The sequence below is a fragment of the Humibacter sp. genome (assembly GCF_051954055.1).
Classification (GTDB): Bacteria; Actinomycetota; Actinomycetes; order Actinomycetales; family Microbacteriaceae; genus Humibacter.
On the sequence record NZ_JBQCIE010000051.1, the window covers coordinates 1 to 16,171 of the forward strand.

Consider the following 16,171-nt stretch of genomic DNA (forward strand, 5'->3'; position numbering starts at 1 on the left):
TTCCGTTATCAAGAAGCGCCGCAAGCGCATGGCGAAGAAGAAGCACCGCAAGCTGCTTCGCAAGACTCGCCACCAGCGTCGCAACAAGAAGTAGCGCCACGAACAAGCGCCGGGTCCGCCCGGCGCTTTTCGCATTTCCGCTATCCAAGTGCGCCGGAGCTTAGGCTTTCTGACGTGTCCACCATCCAGCTCACGCTCATCGGCAAGCCGGGGTGCCACCTGTGCGACGACGCGCGGGAGGCGATCCGCGATGTCACGTTGGCGCTGCCGGATCCGTCGCGTATCGCTCTCGAAGAGCGTTCCATTCTCGACGAACCGGACTTGTTCGACCGGTACGCCGACGAGATCCCGGTCGTGCTCATCGACGGCAGGCAGCACACGTACTGGCGCGTGGACAAGGAGCGGCTGTCCGCCGCTCTGACCGAACGACTCGCCTGACCTGGATCTGACGAGTCGACAACACAACAGAAGGGTGGACCATGCCGCTTCGGCACGTGGTGACGTGGAAGATGGCCGGAGACTCCGAGGAGGAGCGCGGACGGTTGAAGGCGGAACTCCGTGACCGGCTCGAATCGCTTCCGTCGCAGATCGACGTGATCCGAGGGTTCGAGGTGGGGGTCAACAACGCCGGTGCCGACGACAACTTCGACGTGGTCCTGGTCTCGGAGTTCGACGACGAGGATGGCCTGCAGCAGTACATCCATCACCCCGTGCACCAAGAGGTGGTCGCGTTCGTGCGAGCGAACACGGTCGGCCGAGCAGGAGTCGACGTCCTCTTCTAGTCAGCGCGCGCAGCGGAACCCGATGTGCGTGGTCGACGTGTCCTCGGTCTCGGGCGAGCGCGCCGCCGGCCGGTAGCGCAGGCAGTACTCGGGTGCGCAGAGATGCGAACCGCCCTTGAGGGTTCGGCGCCGGGCGCCGGCACCGGGCTCGGTGCTCGCACGACGGTCGTCCTGCGGGCCGCACGTGCAGCCCTCCTCCCCGGTTTCGGCACAGTGCCCGGCGCTCGTCGCGCTCACGTCCGTGAGCCCGAGCGAACGCGACACCGCGACGTCGTGTCGCGGTGAGTACGGCGTGGACGTCCACTCCCACACGTTGCCGATCATGTCCACCAGGCCGTAGCCGTTCTCCGGGAAGGCGCCGACCGGCGATGTGCCGACCCAGCCATCCGCTCCGGTGTTCAGGTACGGAAAGCGGCCCTGCCACGTGTTCGCCATGATCCGGCCGTCTCTGCGCGGCTCGTCGCCCCAGGCATACGTCAGGCCGTCGGCCGATGCGCCGCGCGCCGCATACTCCCACTCCTCCTCCGTGGGCAGCCGCTTGCCAGCCCACGCGGCGTAGGCCGCGGCATCCTCATAGGCGACCTGCACCACCGGATGCTCCTCGCGGCCCTCGATGGAGGACTCGGCTCCGAACGGATGCCGCCAGCTGGCGCCCGCGCCCCACGTCCACCACTGGCGCCAGTCGGCGAGGTTCACCGGACCCGACGTCGGCGTGAAGACGAGCGCACCGGGAATGAGGTCGGCGGGGTCGGCACCCGGGAACTGGGCGGGATCGAGCGGGCGCTCGGCGACCGTGACGTACCCCGTGTCGGCGACGAACTCCGTGAACTGCGCGTTCGTCACCGGATGCCGGTCGAGCTCGAACTCCGCCACCCGCACGTGGTGCACGGGCCCCTCGTCGGCGTAGAACCGGTCGGACCCCATCAGGTAGTCGCCGGCGGGGATGCGCACCATCTCGGTCAGCGTCGGCATACGTCGATGCTAGGGCGTCGGTCCTGCCGCTAGGGCGTGAGCCGTGTCGGCCCTCGGAACAGGTACGTCGTCTCGCGGATCGACTGCTCGCCCAGCAGCAGCATGAGCACGCGGGCGAGACCCATGCCGAACCCGCCGTGCGGTGGGATGCCATAGCGGAAGAAGTCGAGGTACGACTCGAGCCCTTCCAAGTCGAGCCCCTTCTGCACCGCCTGTGCCTCGAGCACGTCAATGCGGTGCTCGCGCTGAGCTCCGGTGGTGATCTCGACTCCGTTGTAGATGAGGTCGTAGCTCTTCGTGAGGCCCGTCGCCTCGTCGACCATGTGGTAGAACGGCCGGATGCTCAGCGGGTAGTCGGTGAGGAACACGAAGTCGTGTCCGTACTTCTCCTTGACGTACGCGGAGATCTGCCGCTCGCCCTCGGGGTCCATGTCGCCGTCGGCCCGTGGCACGGTGTAGCCGCATTCCTTCACGATCTCCAGCGCCTCGGAGAGCGGGATGCGCGGGAACGGGACGGACGGGACCTCCACCTCGACGCCGAAAGCCTCGCGGATCTCGTCGCCGTGTTTCTCCTTGACGGCCGTCAGGCCGGCGACGAGCAACTGCTCCTGCATCGCCATCACGTCGTCGTGCGAGTCGATCCAGCTCATCTCGGCGTCGACCGTCGTGAACTCGGTGGCGTGCCGCGACGTGAACGACGGGTCGGCGCGGAACACCGGCGTGATGGCGAACACCTTGCCGAACCCCGCCGCCTGCGCCATCTGCTTGAAGTGCTGCGGACTCTGAGCCAGGTAACCGGTGCCGAGGTCGAAGTACTCGAGCTGGAACAGCTCCGCGCGCGACTCGGCGGGCGTCGCCATGAACGTCGGGGTGTGCACCTCGACGAAGCCGTTGTCGATCCACCACGTGCGCCAGGCGTGCTCGAGCGTCGTCTGGATGCGGAAGATCAGGTTGTTCTTCGGCTGGCGCAGATCGATGAACCGCCAGTCGAGCCGCTTGTCGAGGCTGGAGTCCGACGCGATCGGCATCTCCGGATGCGCGTAGGTCTCGACGGTGAGCGTGTCGATCTTGACCTCGATCCCGCCCAGCTTCACACGCTCGTCATGCTTCAGCTGACCGGTCACGGTCACGAAGGAGCCGAGCGTGAGCGACGAGATCGTCTCGGCGACGTCATCCGTCACGCTCACGCCGACGGGCACGTCACCGGATGCCTCGACGACTTCGGCGGCGGGCGCAGCCGAACGAGGATGCACGAGCTGCACATCGCCGGACTCGTCGCGCAGGATGACGAACTGCACCTTCTTCTGATCGCGCACCGTCTCGACCCATCCGGAGACGGTCACGGGCCCGTCTTCACGGGCGGCGAGGTTCTTGACGAGTACGCGGGAAGTCACCCCGAGATTCTACGGGAGCCCAGGTACCGGGCTCAGTTTCGACTGCCGAAGTGGCTCTTCCGGGCGCCTCTCAGGGCCACTTCTGCAGTCGAAACGAGGTGGAGGCACGCGGCCACGAACTTACTCAGTCCGGGTGCTCGGTCAGCCACTCCTTGGCGAGCTTCGGTGGTGCGGCCGCGAGCCAGGCATCCGTCACGATCTCGCGCAGTAATCGGTGCGAGACGTTGTCGAGCCAGACCAACACGGCCGGGAACCCGTCGAAGTGCGGTGTGGTGAAGAACACCTCAGGGTCGTCCTCCACGAGAGCGAACTTGGTGGGCTCGTCGTCGACCTTCGCGCCGAGCACGGGACCGGGCTGCTCGCTCAGCTCGAGGTGCTGCAGGTCGGGCTTCCGCAGCGGACGCTCCCACACGAAGCCCTTGCCGTGGACACGCCAGAAGGCGTGACCCCAGCTGGTGGTCTCGTCGGTGTCCGGGAACGCCAGCGCGAGCTCTCGAACGTCGTCCCAGCTCACTTGCGGCATGCGGGCCTCCTCGATCCTGCCTATCAGGCACGCTACGCCCCGTCCCACGGCCCGAGCGCTCAGCAAATTCACCATCGGTCGGTCCGTACACTGGCAGAGTGGCGGCTTCCCAGGTGCATCTCGTGCGACACGGCGAGGTGCACAATCCCGACGGCATCCTCTATGGCAGGATGTCCGGCTTCCACCTCTCCGAACTCGGTCGGGCGATGGCGCAGTCGGCCGCCGACGACCTCGTCGCCCGCGACCGTCCCGTCATCGCTGTGATCGCCTCGCCGCTGCAGCGCACGCAGGAGTCCGCCGCTCCCATCGCACAGGCATACGGACTCACCATCGAGACGGATGCCCGCCTCATCGAAGGCACGAACCGCTTCGAGGGCACCGTGATGTCGCGCGCCCTGCGCAACCCGATCAACTGGCCGTGGATGGTCAACCCACTGCGTCCGAGCTGGGGCGAGGCGTACCGGTCGATCGAGGAGCGGATGCTCGCAGCCATCCACGACGCCTTCGACAGCGCGGAGGCCGCCGCACGCGGCGCGGACTCCGCTGGCTCCGACGTGGTACTCGTCGGCCACCAGCTGCCGATCTGGGTCGCACACCTCTCCGTCGCCGGCGAGCGGTTCCTGCACGACCCGCGCGAACGCCGCTGCTCGCTCTCCAGCATCACCAGCTTCGAACGCCGCGACGGCAGCCTGGTCGAGGTCGGATACTCGGATCCCGCCTCCGCACTCGCCGCCGACTCCACCGATGTGGGGGCCGTGTGAGAGACGCCATCAAGAGGGGCGGGCGTCGTCGCGCGCTCGCAGTGGTGACGGCAGCGCTCGCCGTCGGCGCGCTGCTGGCCGGGTGCAGCAACGACGAGCTGGCGAAGCAATACACGTCCGGCGAGGACAAGAACTACATCGCGGGCAGCGGCGTCACCGAGCTGAAGCCGGCCGCCCGCGCCGATCCGATCGACTTCTCCGGCACCACAGAAGACGGCACGACCTTCTCCTCGAAGTCCGCCCGCGGTGACGTGCTCGTCGTGAACTTCTGGTACGCCGGATGCCCGCCCTGCCGCGCTGAGGCATCCGACCTCACGAAGATCGCCGAGAAGTATCAGCCGAAGGGCGTGAAGTTCATCGGGGTGAACACGCGTGACGGCGCGGCGACCGCGAAGGCCTTCGACTCGGAGTTCAAGGTGGACTACCCGTCGATCCTCGACGCGGACGGCGGAGCCGTGCAGCTCGCATTCAGCGGTTCAATGCGGCCTAACGCGACGCCGACGACGTTCGTGATCGACAAGCAGGGCCGCATCGCCTCGCGCATCGCAGGCGACATCGCCGCACAGCCGTCGACCCTCACCACCCTGATCGACTCGGCGCTTCAGGGTCAGTGATGGGCGGCGTCGAGAACTTCGTACTGTCGGCACCGCTCCTGCTGACCGTTCCGGTGGCGCTCCTGGCCGGACTCATCTCGTTCGCGTCGCCGTGCATCCTTCCGCTCGTTCCGGGATATCTCGCCTACATCGGCGGGTTCACCGGGCAGACGGCTTCGGCGGCGGCAGTCGTCGGAGGCTCGACCTCAGCGGCAGGCACCTCGACCGCCACCCGCACCGCCGAGCGCACCGGCCAGCGCCGCCTCGTGCTCGGCGTCGCGCTGTTCGTGCTCGGATTCGCGGCCGTCTTCGTGCTGACCGGTTTCGTGTTCGGGGCCCTGGGCTTCTGGATGATCCAGTGGCGCGACCTCATCACCCGCATCGCCGGCGTGATCCTGATCCTGCTCGGCCTCGTGTTCGTCGGTCAGTTCACGTTCCTGCAGCGCACCTTCAAACCGCAGTGGAAGCCGCTCACCGGCCTCGCCGGTGCTCCACTGCTCGGCATCATCTTTGCGATCGGCTGGAGCCCGTGCACCGGACCGACGCTCGCCGCGATCACCACCATGAGCTACTCCAGCGGATCGGCCTGGCAGGGTGCCGTGCTCGCGCTGTTCTATGCGCTCGGCCTCGGTGTGCCGTTCGTGCTGATCGCACTAGGCCTCGGCTGGGCGTCCGGCGCCGTCGCGTTCCTCCGCAGACACATCCGGGCGATCAACATCGTGGGCGGTGCGCTGCTCATCGCCATCGGCATCCTCATGGTCTCCGGCGTCTGGAACCAATGGATCATCGCACTGGCGGGGGTGATCCCGAGCTTTGGAACAGCGCTCTGAGACCCTGATCCGCCCGGAAGGACACGTCGACACCGAAGATACGGACGCCGGCGCCCTGAACCAGCCCAAGCTCGGTTTCGTGGGCTGGCTGCGCTGGATCTGGCGCCAGCTCACCAGCATGCGCACGGCGCTGTTCCTGCTGCTGCTGCTCGCGGTGGCTGCTGTGCCGGGGTCGCTCGTTCCCCAGCACTCGTCGGACCCGAACGGCGTCGTCCAGTGGCAGCAGAACCACCCGACCCTGTACCCGATCCTGGACAAGCTGCAGGTCTTCGACACCTACACCTCGGTGTGGTTCTCCGCCATCTATCTGCTGCTGTTCGTCTCGCTGGTCGGTTGCGTCGTTCCGCGCATCAAGCACCACCTCGAGGCGCTTCGGGCGAAACCGCCGCGCACGCCGGCCCGCCTGCAGCGCATGGCCGGATTCCGGGTGCGAGTGCTGAAGGGCATCGCCTCCGACGGCAGCGCAGCCGATGCCGCGACCGCGAGGCAGGCGGCGGTCACGTCCGCGCAGAAGCTGCTGAAGGCATCCGGATATCGCACGGTCGTGCTGGAGACGGCAAAGGATGCCTCGGTGTCCGCTGAGCGCGGATACCTGCGCGAGACCGGCAACATCGTCTTCCACGCGGCGCTGGTCGGCATCCTGCTCGCGGTCGGCGTCGGAGGCGGATTCGGATACACCGGGCAGCGGGTGGTCGTCGACGGACAGAGCTTCGTGAACACGCTCGTCAACTACGACTCGTTCAACCCGGGCCGCTTCCTGAACACCGGGACGATGTCGCCGTACTCGCTCAAGGTCACCGGACTCGACGTGAAGTACGACACGACGAACAAGAATGCGCTGGGCGCGCCGCTGGACTATACGGCGTACGTCGAGGCGACCGAGAACGGCAAGACGACCGAGCGCACCATCAAGGTGAACGAGCCTCTCGGCATCGGCGGAACGGATGTCTACCTGCTCGGCAACGGCTACGCCCCCGAGATCACGGTGCGCGACCCGAGCGGCAAGGCCGTGTTCCACGACATCGTCCCGTTCCCGGAGCAGTCGGCGAACATGATGTCGCAGGGCGTCGTCAAGGTGCCGGACGGGCTGAAGCAGCAGCTCGGCATGATCGGACTGTTCTATCCGACGGCCGAGAAGCTGTCGAGCGGCGCCTACACGTCGAGCTTCCCCGACGTGCGCAAGCCCATGCTCGACCTCTCCGTCTACCAGGGGAACCTCGGGCTCGACAAGGGCGTGCCGGTGTCGGTGTACGCGCTCGACATCGACAAGCTGAAGGAGATCGCGGGGCCGGGTGCTCCGACTAAAGGTCTTCAGCTCACGCCCGGGCAGACGGTGTCGCTGCCGAACGGACTCGGCACGTTGACGTTCGACGGCGTCAAGCGGTTTGTCAGCCTCGATATCCACCACGACCCGACAGAGGGCTGGGTGCTGCTGTTCGCCGTTCTCGTGCTCGGCGGGCTCCTCACCTCGCTCTTCGTGCCGCGCCGCAGGCTCTGGATGAAGGCCATCACGCTCGAGGATGGCTCCCTCCGGCTCGAATACGCGGGCCTCGCCAGGGGTGAGGACCCCAGGCTCGACGACGCTGTCGCCTCCCTCGCCGATCGTCACATCGCCCAGTTGACCGGCCGTTCCACTGTCCGGGCGAGCCGCCAACCGACGTAGGATTCATCACATCGTGCTCGATACGTTCTCGCAGATCTTCATCCATGTGGCCATGGGCCTCTATGTCATCGCGTTCATCGCGTTCGCGCTCGACCTGGCGAGACGCAGTGCACGGGCCACGATCCCGGGGGCCGTCAAGAGCGCGGCATCCCGTCGCGCCGCACCCGCCGAAGACCTCGTCTTCGTCGAGGCCGGCGCCGTGCAGAGCGAAACCGTCGCAGCCGTCGGTGGCTCCGGGCAGGCGACGGCCACTGCCGTCGCGCCCGCGGCGACAGCCGGTGGCGGCCGTGGCGGCACCGGACCGGTCGCGCGGATCACCTCACGCCTCGAAGAGGACACGCACAACGGGCGGGCGAAGTCGACCAGCCTGCGCGTGGCGATGGCCCTGACCATCGTCGCCTGGGTGCTCCACCTCTGCGCCGACGTGCTGCGCGGTCTCGCCGCAGGCCGCGTGCCGTGGGCGAACATGTGGGAATTCTCGATGACGGCGACGCTGATCATCGTCGGCATCTTCCTCGTGGCGAACCTCTGGTCCGATCTGCGCTACCTCGGCACGTTCGTGCTCGGCTTCGTCTGCCTCGTGCTCATGCTGGCGACGACCGTGTACTACGTGCCCGTGGTGCCGCTGCCGCCGGCGCTGCAGTCGTACTGGCTGGTCATCCACATCCTGGTCGCGATGCTGGGCACGGCGTTCTTCGCGCTCAGCTTCGGGCTCTCGGTGGCGCAGCTGCTCCAGGTGCGCCGTGAGCACAGGGTGCAGCAGGAGCTTCCCACCAACCTGCGGTTCCTCGGAACGCTTCCCGGATCGGTGACGCTGGAGAACCTCGCCTACCGCGTGACGATCGTCGGCTTCATCTGCTGGACGTTCACCCTGATCGCTGGTGCCATCTGGGCCGAGAAGGCGTGGGGGGCGTACTGGACCTGGGACACCAAAGAGGTCTGGACGTTCATCGTCTGGGTCATCTACGCCGGTTACATCCATGCCCGGGCAACGCGGGGCTGGCGCGGCACCCGGTCGTCATGGCTCGCGATCATCGGCTTCAGCGCCGTGATGTTCAACTTCGGCATCGTGAACGTGTTCTTCCACGGCCTGCACTCGTACAGCGGCCTGTCATAGGCCCTGCGAGACGCTCGCCGTGAGGTGGGAGTAGCACCGCTCGACGCGGCCGAACCACCAGTCGCGACGGTCGGCATCTGCCGCATGCTCGTCGAGGAGCGCCTCGTCCACCTCGACCCTGCGAACCGGGATCGCTCCGGCGACGGGCGTGAGCGGCTCGCGCGTGACATCCGCTCCGAGCAGCGCAGCCGTGCCGAGGCCGCAGTCATAGTCGAGGTGCGGAACGGATGCCGCGAGCATCGCTCCCATGGCGAGTCCCACCGAGGTGTCGATCGCGCTGGACATCACGACGGGCAGCCCGGCGAGGCGGATGATCTCCAGAGCCGCCCGGATGCCGCCGAGCGGCTGCGCCTTCAGGATCAGCACGTCCGCCGCGTTCGCCCTCGCTACCGCGAGCGGGTCCGACGCCTTGCGTACGCTCTCGTCCGCCGCGATCGGGATGCCCATGTACTTCACGCGGCGTCGCACCTCGGCGAGCTCCTCGACGCTCCCGCACGGCTGCTCGACGTACTCGAGGTCGTACGGCGCGAACGAGTGGATGGCGTGCTCGGCCTCGTCCACGTTCCACAGGCCGTTGGCATCGACACGGATGCGACCTTCCGCGCCCAGCACCTCGCGCACCGCTGCGACGCGCGCCACGTCGTCCGCGAGCCGTTGGCCGGGCTCGGCGACCTTGACCTTGGCTGTGCCGCAGCCTGGGAACCGCGCGAGCACGGATGCCACGTCATCCGCGGCAACGGCGGGCACGGTGGCGTTCACGCGCACCGAGTCGCGAAGCGGCTCGGCGTCCTCCCCCCAGCCGAAGTCGATCGCCGCGGCCAGCCACGCGGCCGCCTCCTCGTCCCCGTACTCCACGAACGGCGAGAACTCGGTCCAGCCGCGCGGCCCCCTGGTGAGGAGTGCCTCGCGCACGGTGATGCCACGAAATCGCGTGACCATCGGAAGCGCGACGACCCGGGCATCAGCCAGCACGTCCTCCAGCGGTGGAAGATCGGCGGCGGGCAACAGTGCGCGATGGTCGGCCATGTTCACCAGTGTGTCAGCGCGCGGGCGGACGCGTCACCGCACTTCCATTCTCGTCCCCGTAAGCATCCGGTGCAGACTGGCTCAGTGCGGCGTCGCTCGACGTCGGTGCTCTAGGCGAGGGGACTTTCGATGGCGATCGATCTGGAAGAGACATACAAGGATCTGCACAGGCATCCCGAGCTGTCGTACCAGGAGCACCGCACGGCGAAGATCGCGGCCGACGGGCTGCGCGGGCTCGGCATCGACGTGATCGAGGGCGTGGGACGCACGGGCGTCGTCGGCGTGCTGAAGAACGGCGACGGGCCCGTGGTGCTGCTGCGCGCCGACATGGATGCCCTCCCCGTCGCCGAGGAGACGGGGCTCGAGTACGCGAGTACCGAGCGGGGAGTCGACCCGGACGGCAACGAGGTCTCCGTCATGCACGCGTGCGGCCACGACGTGCACGTCACGTGCCTGCTCGGCGCCGCAGAGGTGCTCACCGGTTCGCGCTCCGAGTGGAGCGGGACCATCGTCTTCCTGTTCCAGCCGGCCGAGGAGCAGGGGTCGGGGGCGCTCGAGATGATCGCAGACGGCCTCTATGACCGCGCGCCGAAGCCCGACATCGTGCTCGGCCAGCACGTCGCACCGGCACCCGCCGGCATGGTCGGCGCCCACGCCGGCCCTGCGTTCGCGGCGACGGACGACCTGCTCATCACGCTGCACGGCAAGGGCGGCCACGGCTCGCGGCCCGAGACCACGGTCGACCCGGTCGTCATGGCCGCCGCGACCGTGATGCGGCTGCAGACCATCGTGTCCCGTGAGATCGCCGGCGGCCAGACCGCGGTCGTCACGGTCGGCACGATGCACGCCGGAACCAAGGTCAACATCATCCCGCCGGATGCCACGCTCGGCATCAACATCCGCACGTACGACACCGCGGTGCGCGACCGAGTGGTCGCCGCGGTGACGCGCATCGCCGAGGCGGAGGCGGCGGCATCCGGTGCCGACCGCAAGCCCGACGTGACCGTCACGGACTCGTTCCCGCTGCTGCACAACGACGAGGAGGCGACCGCCCGCACCATGGACGCGTTCCGCGCGACGCTCGGCGACGAGCGCGTGCTCGATCCGGGCGCCGTGACCGGCAGCGAGGATGTCGGAGCGCTCGCGATCGCGGCGCAGGCGCCGATCGTGTACTGGCTGCTCGGCGGAATGGATCCCCGGCTCTTCACGAGCGCCGTGGCGAACGGGACGACGGATGCCGACGTGCCCTCGAACCATTCCCCGCACTTCGCCCCGCTCATCCATCCAACGCTGGAGATCGGCGTACAGGCCCTCGTCGTCGCGGCCCGGGAGTGGCTCGGCACAGGGTCGGGCGACCTCGAGCGTCCCTAGGCTGGAGGCATGAGCCAGCAGATCTCGGACCTGTTCGACGCGGGGCAGTGGGTGCAGGCATCCGTCGCCGAGCACTTCACCGACATCACGTACCACCTCTCGAACGACGGACGCATCGCGCGCATCGCCTTCGATCGCCCGGAGGTGCGCAACGCGTTCCGGCCGCACACCGTCGACGAGCTCTACACGGCGCTCGACGACGCGCGGCAGAACCCGCGGGTGGGCGTCGTGCTGCTGACCGGCAACGGTCCGAGCCCGAAGGATGGCGGCTGGGCGTTCTGCTCGGGCGGCGACCAGCGCATCCGCGGCCGCGACGGATACAAGTATTCGGATTCCGAGACCTCCATCATCGACGGCGCGGGAGGCACGGCCGAGAAGCCCGGGAGCCATGGCGCGGTGGGACGCCTGCACATCCTCGAGGTGCAGCGGCTCATCCGGTTCATGCCCAAGGTGGTCATCGCCGTGGTGCCCGGTTGGGCGGCAGGCGGCGGCCACTCGCTGCACGCGGTATGCGACCTCACCATCGCGAGCGCCGAGCACGGGAAGTTCAAGCAGACGGATGCCGACGTCGGCTCCTTCGACGCCGGCTACGGCAGCGCGTACTACGCCAGGCAGATCGGGCAGAAACTCGCGCGTGAGGTGTTCTTCCTCGCGCAGGAGTACTCGGCACAGCGAGCGTACGAGATGGGCGCCGTGAACGCCGTCGTTCCGCACGCCGAACTCGAGCGCACCGCGATCGAGTGGGCGCGGATCATCCTCGGCAAGTCGCCCACGAGCATCCGCATGCTCAAGTTCGCGTTCAACGCCGTCGACGACGGTCTCGTCGGCCAGCAGGTGTTCGCCGGTGAGGCGACCAGACTCGCGTACGGCACGGACGAGGCCGTCGAAGGGCGGGATGCCTTCCTACAGAAGCGCGACCCGGACTGGTCGCCGTTCCCGTGGCAGTTCTGACGCTCCGCACCTGATGCCGCGCGCGGGTAGCGTGGAGGCGTGAGCCGCTCGCTGATCGTCATCGACGCCGGCGATCCGCACGCGGTGCACGTGGCGCTCCGCAACGCGCTCACCGGTGACGGGCCGGCCGTGCTTCCCAGGCAGGGCGCGGGCCAGACGATGGAGGCCGGCTCGGTTCCCCGCAACGTCACGCTCGTGGTCGAGACGTCCGGCTCCACAGGCGTACCGAAGCGGGTGGCGCTCAGCGCGGACGCACTGCTGGCCAGCGCCGCCGCATCCGCCGGCGCGATCGGTGGACAGGAACCGGGCGTCGCACGCTGGGTGCTGGCCCTCCCGGCGCACTACATCGCGGGCGCCAACGTGCTGGTGCGTTCGATCGCGGCAGGAACCGAGCCGATCATCCTCGCCCCCGGACACTTCGACCCGGCCGCGTTCTGCGCCGCGGCCGACCGGCTGGATTCCGACCAGCGCTTCACGTCACTCGTTCCCGTGCAACTCGCGCGGCTGCTCGACGCCGCCACGGATGCCGCCTCCCGCGGCGACCACGCCATGCTCGCCACCCTGCGCCGCTTCGACGCGCTGCTCATCGGCGGCCAGGCGCTGCAACCCGAGCTGCGACGCCGCGCCCTGGATGCCGGCCTCCGCATCGTGCGCACCTACGGCTCGAGCGAGACCGGCGGCGGATGCGTGTATGACGGCGCCCCGATCGGCACCGTCCGCGCGCGCGAGGTCGACGGACATGTCGAGTTGAGCGGCCCCGTGCTCGCCGAGGGCTACCTCGACGACACCGGCGCGCTCGACCGGGAGCGAACGGATGCCGCGTTCCACACCGCAGACGGCATCCGCTGGTACCGAACGGGCGACCTCGGAACCGTGGACGCCGACGGTCGACTCAGCGTCACGGGCCGGGCGGACAACGTGATCATCTCGGGCGGCGAGAAGGTCTCTCTGGATGCCGTCGAGCGCGTCATCCGCCGCCGTCCCGGTTTCGAGGAGGCCGTGGTGGTCGCCGCGGTGAGCGCCGAGTGGGGGCAGGTGCCCGCGGTCGCCGTTGCGGGGCATCCACAGACCGAACTCGCCCAGTTGCGCGTGCTGGTGCGGTCCGAGCTGGGGAATGCGGCCGCGCCGGCCCACCTGGTGCTGCTCGACCGGATGCCGCTGCTCGCTTCGGGCAAGCCCGACCGCGTCGCGATCGCCGACCGAGTCGCGGGCTCGATCAGAGGTGCATAAGCGCTCCCCCTAAAATTCCCCCTTGTGAGTAACAGCGCGCGGAACAAGCCGAAGTCGAAGCGCAAGGGCGGGCATCCCGCCGGCAAGCGGGGCGCGGTGGCGCCCGCGACGTTCCGCGACTGGGTCGGCGGAGCGCGGTTGCGCACACTGCCGTTGGCGATCGCGCCCGTGCTCGTCGGCACCGGTGCCGCCGTGGATGCCAGCAACCCTGGCGTCTTCCACTGGATCCGCGCCCTGCTCTGCCTCGCCGTCGCGCTCTGCCTGCAGATCGGCGTGAACTACGCGAACGACTACTCCGACGGTGTTCGCGGAACGGACGCCTACCGCGTCGGCCCGAGTCGCCTCACCGGTTCGGGGAAGGCGAGCCCGCGCGCGGTGCTGATCGTCGCGCTGGTGTTCTTCGGCCTCGCTGCTGTCGCCGGGCTACTGCTCGTGATCGCTTCACACCAGTGGTGGTTGCTCATCGTCGGCGCCGCGGCGATCGTTGCGGCCTGGTTCTACACCGGTGGCAAGCATCCGTATGGCTACTACGGGCTCGGCGAGGTGTTCGTCTTCGTGTTCTTCGGGCTCGTCGCCACCGCGGGCACCATGTTCGTGCAGGTGCTGAACGTGTCGCAGGTGGCGTGGCTCGGTGCCGTCGCCGTCGGGCTGCTCGCCTGCGCGGTGCTCGTGGTGAACAATCTGCGCGACATCGACGTGGACAAGCAGGCGGGCAAGCGCACGCTTTCCGTGCTCATCGGCCGGGCGTGGTCTCGCGTGCTCTACGCGGTCTTCGTGCTGGTACCGTTCGTCATCCTGGCGATGATCAGCCTCCTGTACACGCTCGGATGGCTGGGCTTCTTCACCCTGATCGCCGCGCTGCCGGCCGTGATCATCACCCTGTTCGGACGCACACCGCGCGAACTCATCACGGCGCTTCAGCTCACCTCGATCAGCGCGCTCGCGTATGCCGCGTTCCTCGCGGCCGCGCTCGCCTGGTCACCGCTGTGATCTGATGCGGCGCGCAAGCGGCGGCGCAAGGCGGTCGACGTGGCTGCGCGGCTGCGTTCGGCGTCGGCGCGCGAGCCGCCGCCTCGTAGAGCGTGTCGCGTCAGTTCCGCTTGTTCGGTGTGCCTTCGGCGGCGTCGACCGCAGCGTCCTCGACCTCGTCGTCGGCGCTCGGCTTCGCCACCCGACGGTCACGCTTTCCGACCGTGGCGAGCTGGCCGGCGACGGCCTGTCGTGGGCCGCGCAGGAAGAGGTACGAGAGGCAGAACCCGATGACGACAGCGGCCACCGCCGAGATGTACCAGAGATCGATCGGCAGCAGGAGCAACAGGATCGCCAGGGGGACGGCGACGAACAGGAGCCGCAGCACGGTGTAGGTCAGCCATGCCGGAATGTGTTTCACCGTTCAAGTGTAGGGAGACGGCCGCGGGGAACGCCCTGGGAACGGTCCGCCGCACCCCTCTTTCTCGGCGGGACCTCTCAGGGTCCCCCGCGAGGTGCGCGGGTTAACATGTCCACATGATTCGCGTGTGGCTCATCGTCGGAGTCATCGCCGCGTTGTTCTACATCAATTCGATCGTGGACTGCGCGATGGCCGAGCGCGAGCGCGTGCGCGGAGTGCCGAAGGCGGCGTGGATCCCGATCGTCGTCGTGTTCGCCGTGATCGGTGGCGTGCTGTGGTTCACCGTTGGCCGTCCGCGCCGCGGAAACGGCGGCCGCGTGCGCACGATCGCCCCCGACGACGACCCCGAGTTCCTCAGGAACCTGGAGCGCGACCGCCGGCAGCAGGAACGCATCCGCCGCCTGGAGCAGGAACTCTCCGACCTCGACGACACGCCGAAGAAGAAGTCCGGCGACTCCGACGGCCGCCGGGATGCCTGAGCCCGCGGATCAGCGCGGGTCCCGGCTCCAGGGCACCACTTCGCTCGCGCCCGACGGCCTCGCGGACCACGCCGTGCCACGAACCGGCAACCCGGCCACGGATGCCGCCCTCGCCCTGCTGACCCAACTCGTTCGCGAGGGTCTCAGGCACATCGTGCTCAGTCCCGGCTCGCGGTCCCAGGCGCTCGCCCTCGTCGCCGCCGAGTTGGAACGGGCCGGCGCCGTCGAGCTCCACGTGCGCATCGACGAACGGGTCGGCGGATTCCTCGCGCTGGGTATCGCCGCCGAGACCGGGCGTCCGGCCGCGATCGTGACCACCAGCGGCACGGCCACGGCGAACCTGCTCCCCGCCGTTCTCGAAGCGCATCACTCCAACCTGCCCATGCTGGTGCTCACGGCCGATCGGCCGAGCGAACTGCGAGGCATCCGCTCCAATCAGACGACGGTGCAGGCCGGCATGTACGGTGCTGCCGTTCGCCGCGCACTCGACGTGGGAGCGCCGACCGGGGCCGACGGCGAGACGGATGCCTACACGCGGCTCGCGAGCCAGGCGTGGTCCGCTGCGCTCGATGAGACCGGGCCGGTGCATCTGAACCTCGCGTTCCGGGAGCCGCTCTCGGTCGCCGTGCCCGACCTGACCGAGTCAGTGGCCGAGCTGGCGGACGACAGCATCGACGACGCACCATCTGGTCGCCCGCACCCTGCTGCGCTGGACCGCCCGCACCTCACGTTGCCCACTGGTCCCCGCACGATCGTGATCGCCGGCAACGCAGCGGGACCCGGCGCCGAAGAGCTAGCGCGCGCGGGCGGTTGGCCGCTGATCGCCGAGGCGTCGAGCAGGGCCCACTTCGGACCGAACCTGGTCGTCGCCTACCGGCGCCTGCTGCGCGAACCGGAGTTCGGTGGGCGGGTGCAGCGCGCGATCGTGTTCGGGCATCCGACGCTCAGCCGCGAAGTCCCGGCCCTGTTGAAGCGCGACGACGTCGAGGTCGTCGTGGTCGCGCCCGTCGGCGAGGAGGTCTACGACCCCGCCCGGTCGGCGCGCATCGTGGCATCCGTCGAGGCGGGCTCGCTCGACGAGGATGCCCG

At 68.7% G+C, this 16,171-nt stretch carries 19 protein-coding genes; 14 read left to right on the forward strand and 5 right to left on the reverse strand.

The genetic code is table 11. The annotated features are described in order from the left end of the window. The 3 genes from ACTHNC_RS06310 to ACTHNC_RS06320 all read left to right on the forward strand — a co-directional run. The coding region (locus tag ACTHNC_RS06310) for a 30S ribosomal protein bS22 (RefSeq protein WP_440293759.1) at nt 1-94 on the forward strand (94 nt) is incomplete at its 5' end. Nucleotides 95-174: 80 nt separating this feature from the next. After that, nucleotides 175-438: a glutaredoxin family protein gene (locus ACTHNC_RS06315; RefSeq protein WP_440293742.1), complete on the forward strand. Its 264-nt coding sequence runs from the start codon at nt 175-177 to the stop codon at nt 436-438. A 41-nt stretch (nt 439-479) separates the two neighbouring features. Then, a complete protein-coding gene (locus tag ACTHNC_RS06320; protein ID WP_440293743.1) occupies nt 480-782 on the forward strand; it encodes a Dabb family protein in 303 nt (100 codons plus the stop codon). Here ACTHNC_RS06320 and ACTHNC_RS06325 read toward each other — a convergent pair whose 3' ends face one another. The 3 genes from ACTHNC_RS06325 to ACTHNC_RS06335 form a co-directional block, all read right to left on the reverse strand. After that, a complete protein-coding gene (locus tag ACTHNC_RS06325; protein WP_440293744.1) occupies nt 783-1,754 on the reverse strand; it encodes a formylglycine-generating enzyme family protein in 972 nt (323 codons plus the stop codon). A gap of 29 nt (nt 1,755-1,783) precedes the next feature. After that, nucleotides 1,784-3,148 (reverse strand): aspartate--tRNA(Asn) ligase, encoded by a 1,365-nt coding sequence (aspS, locus tag ACTHNC_RS06330; RefSeq protein ID WP_440293745.1) that lies wholly within the window; start codon nt 3,146-3,148, stop codon nt 1,784-1,786. Nucleotides 3,149-3,272: 124 nt separating this feature from the next. Continuing rightward, nucleotides 3,273-3,671 carry an MmcQ/YjbR family DNA-binding protein gene (locus ACTHNC_RS06335; protein WP_440293746.1) on the reverse strand — a complete coding sequence of 133 codons (399 nt, stop codon included), beginning with the start codon at nt 3,669-3,671 and terminating at the stop codon, nt 3,273-3,275. A 98-nt stretch (nt 3,672-3,769) separates the two neighbouring features. On the opposite strand from ACTHNC_RS06335, the gene ACTHNC_RS06340 reads away from it, so the two are divergent. From ACTHNC_RS06340 to ccsB, 5 genes are read left to right on the forward strand one after another with little or no spacing between them, the layout of a single operon-like run. Next, nucleotides 3,770-4,432: a histidine phosphatase family protein gene (locus ACTHNC_RS06340; RefSeq protein WP_440293747.1), complete on the forward strand. Its 663-nt coding sequence runs from the start codon at nt 3,770-3,772 to the stop codon at nt 4,430-4,432. After that, the gene (locus tag ACTHNC_RS06345) at nt 4,429-5,046 is read left to right on the forward strand and encodes a TlpA family protein disulfide reductase (protein WP_440293748.1); all 618 of its coding nucleotides are present in this window, start codon (nt 4,429-4,431) and stop codon (nt 5,044-5,046) included. The genes ACTHNC_RS06340 and ACTHNC_RS06345 overlap by 4 nt, the downstream gene beginning before the upstream one ends. Then, on the forward strand, nt 5,046-5,855 hold the full coding sequence (locus tag ACTHNC_RS06350; RefSeq protein WP_440293749.1) for a cytochrome c biogenesis CcdA family protein: 810 nt from the start codon (nt 5,046-5,048) through the stop codon (nt 5,853-5,855). The genes ACTHNC_RS06345 and ACTHNC_RS06350 overlap by 1 nt, the downstream gene beginning before the upstream one ends. Further along, the gene (gene resB / locus ACTHNC_RS06355) at nt 5,839-7,518 is read left to right on the forward strand and encodes a cytochrome c biogenesis protein ResB (protein ID WP_440293750.1); all 1,680 of its coding nucleotides are present in this window, start codon (nt 5,839-5,841) and stop codon (nt 7,516-7,518) included. The genes ACTHNC_RS06350 and resB overlap by 17 nt, the downstream gene beginning before the upstream one ends. Before the next feature lie 52 nt (nt 7,519-7,570). Then, nucleotides 7,571-8,635: a c-type cytochrome biogenesis protein CcsB gene (gene ccsB, locus ACTHNC_RS06360; RefSeq protein WP_440293760.1), complete on the forward strand. Its 1,065-nt coding sequence runs from the start codon at nt 7,571-7,573 to the stop codon at nt 8,633-8,635. Here ccsB and ACTHNC_RS06365 read toward each other — a convergent pair. Next, nucleotides 8,630-9,661, reverse strand: a complete 1,032-nt coding sequence (locus tag ACTHNC_RS06365; protein WP_440293751.1) for an o-succinylbenzoate synthase — start codon at nt 9,659-9,661, stop codon at nt 8,630-8,632. The genes ccsB and ACTHNC_RS06365 overlap by 6 nt on opposite strands. Nucleotides 9,662-9,790: 129 nt before the next feature. Between ACTHNC_RS06365 and ACTHNC_RS06370 the strand changes: the two genes are divergently transcribed. The 4 genes from ACTHNC_RS06370 to ACTHNC_RS06385 are packed head-to-tail and all read left to right on the forward strand — an operon-like array spanning nt 9,791 to nt 14,203. Next, a complete protein-coding gene (locus ACTHNC_RS06370) occupies nt 9,791-11,032 on the forward strand; it encodes an amidohydrolase (protein WP_440293752.1) in 1,242 nt (413 codons plus the stop codon). A gap of 9 nt (nt 11,033-11,041) precedes the next feature. Continuing rightward, on the forward strand, nt 11,042-11,983 hold the full coding sequence (locus tag ACTHNC_RS06375) for a 1,4-dihydroxy-2-naphthoyl-CoA synthase (protein ID WP_440293753.1): 942 nt from the start codon (nt 11,042-11,044) through the stop codon (nt 11,981-11,983). 39 nt (nt 11,984-12,022) lie between these two features. After that, complete coding sequence (locus ACTHNC_RS06380; RefSeq protein WP_440293754.1) at nt 12,023-13,213, forward strand: AMP-binding protein; 1,191 nt, start codon at nt 12,023-12,025, stop codon at nt 13,211-13,213. Nucleotides 13,214-13,237: 24 nt separating this feature from the next. Further along, nucleotides 13,238-14,203 carry a 1,4-dihydroxy-2-naphthoate polyprenyltransferase gene (locus tag ACTHNC_RS06385; RefSeq protein WP_440293755.1) on the forward strand — a complete coding sequence of 322 codons (966 nt, stop codon included), beginning with the start codon at nt 13,238-13,240 and terminating at the stop codon, nt 14,201-14,203. Between the two features lie 100 nt (nt 14,204-14,303). Here ACTHNC_RS06385 and ACTHNC_RS06390 read toward each other — a convergent pair whose 3' ends face one another. Further along, complete coding sequence (locus tag ACTHNC_RS06390; RefSeq protein ID WP_440293756.1) at nt 14,304-14,603, reverse strand: DUF4229 domain-containing protein; 300 nt, start codon at nt 14,601-14,603, stop codon at nt 14,304-14,306. Between the two features lie 116 nt (nt 14,604-14,719). Between ACTHNC_RS06390 and ACTHNC_RS06395 the strand changes: the two genes are divergently transcribed. Beyond that, a complete protein-coding gene (locus ACTHNC_RS06395) occupies nt 14,720-15,082 on the forward strand; it encodes a PLDc N-terminal domain-containing protein (protein WP_440293757.1) in 363 nt (120 codons plus the stop codon). Then, nucleotides 15,075-16,171: 2-succinyl-5-enolpyruvyl-6-hydroxy-3-cyclohexene-1-carboxylic-acid synthase (gene menD, locus ACTHNC_RS06400; protein WP_440293758.1), on the forward strand; the 1,097-nt coding region annotated here is incomplete at its 3' end. The genes ACTHNC_RS06395 and menD, both read left to right, overlap by 8 nt.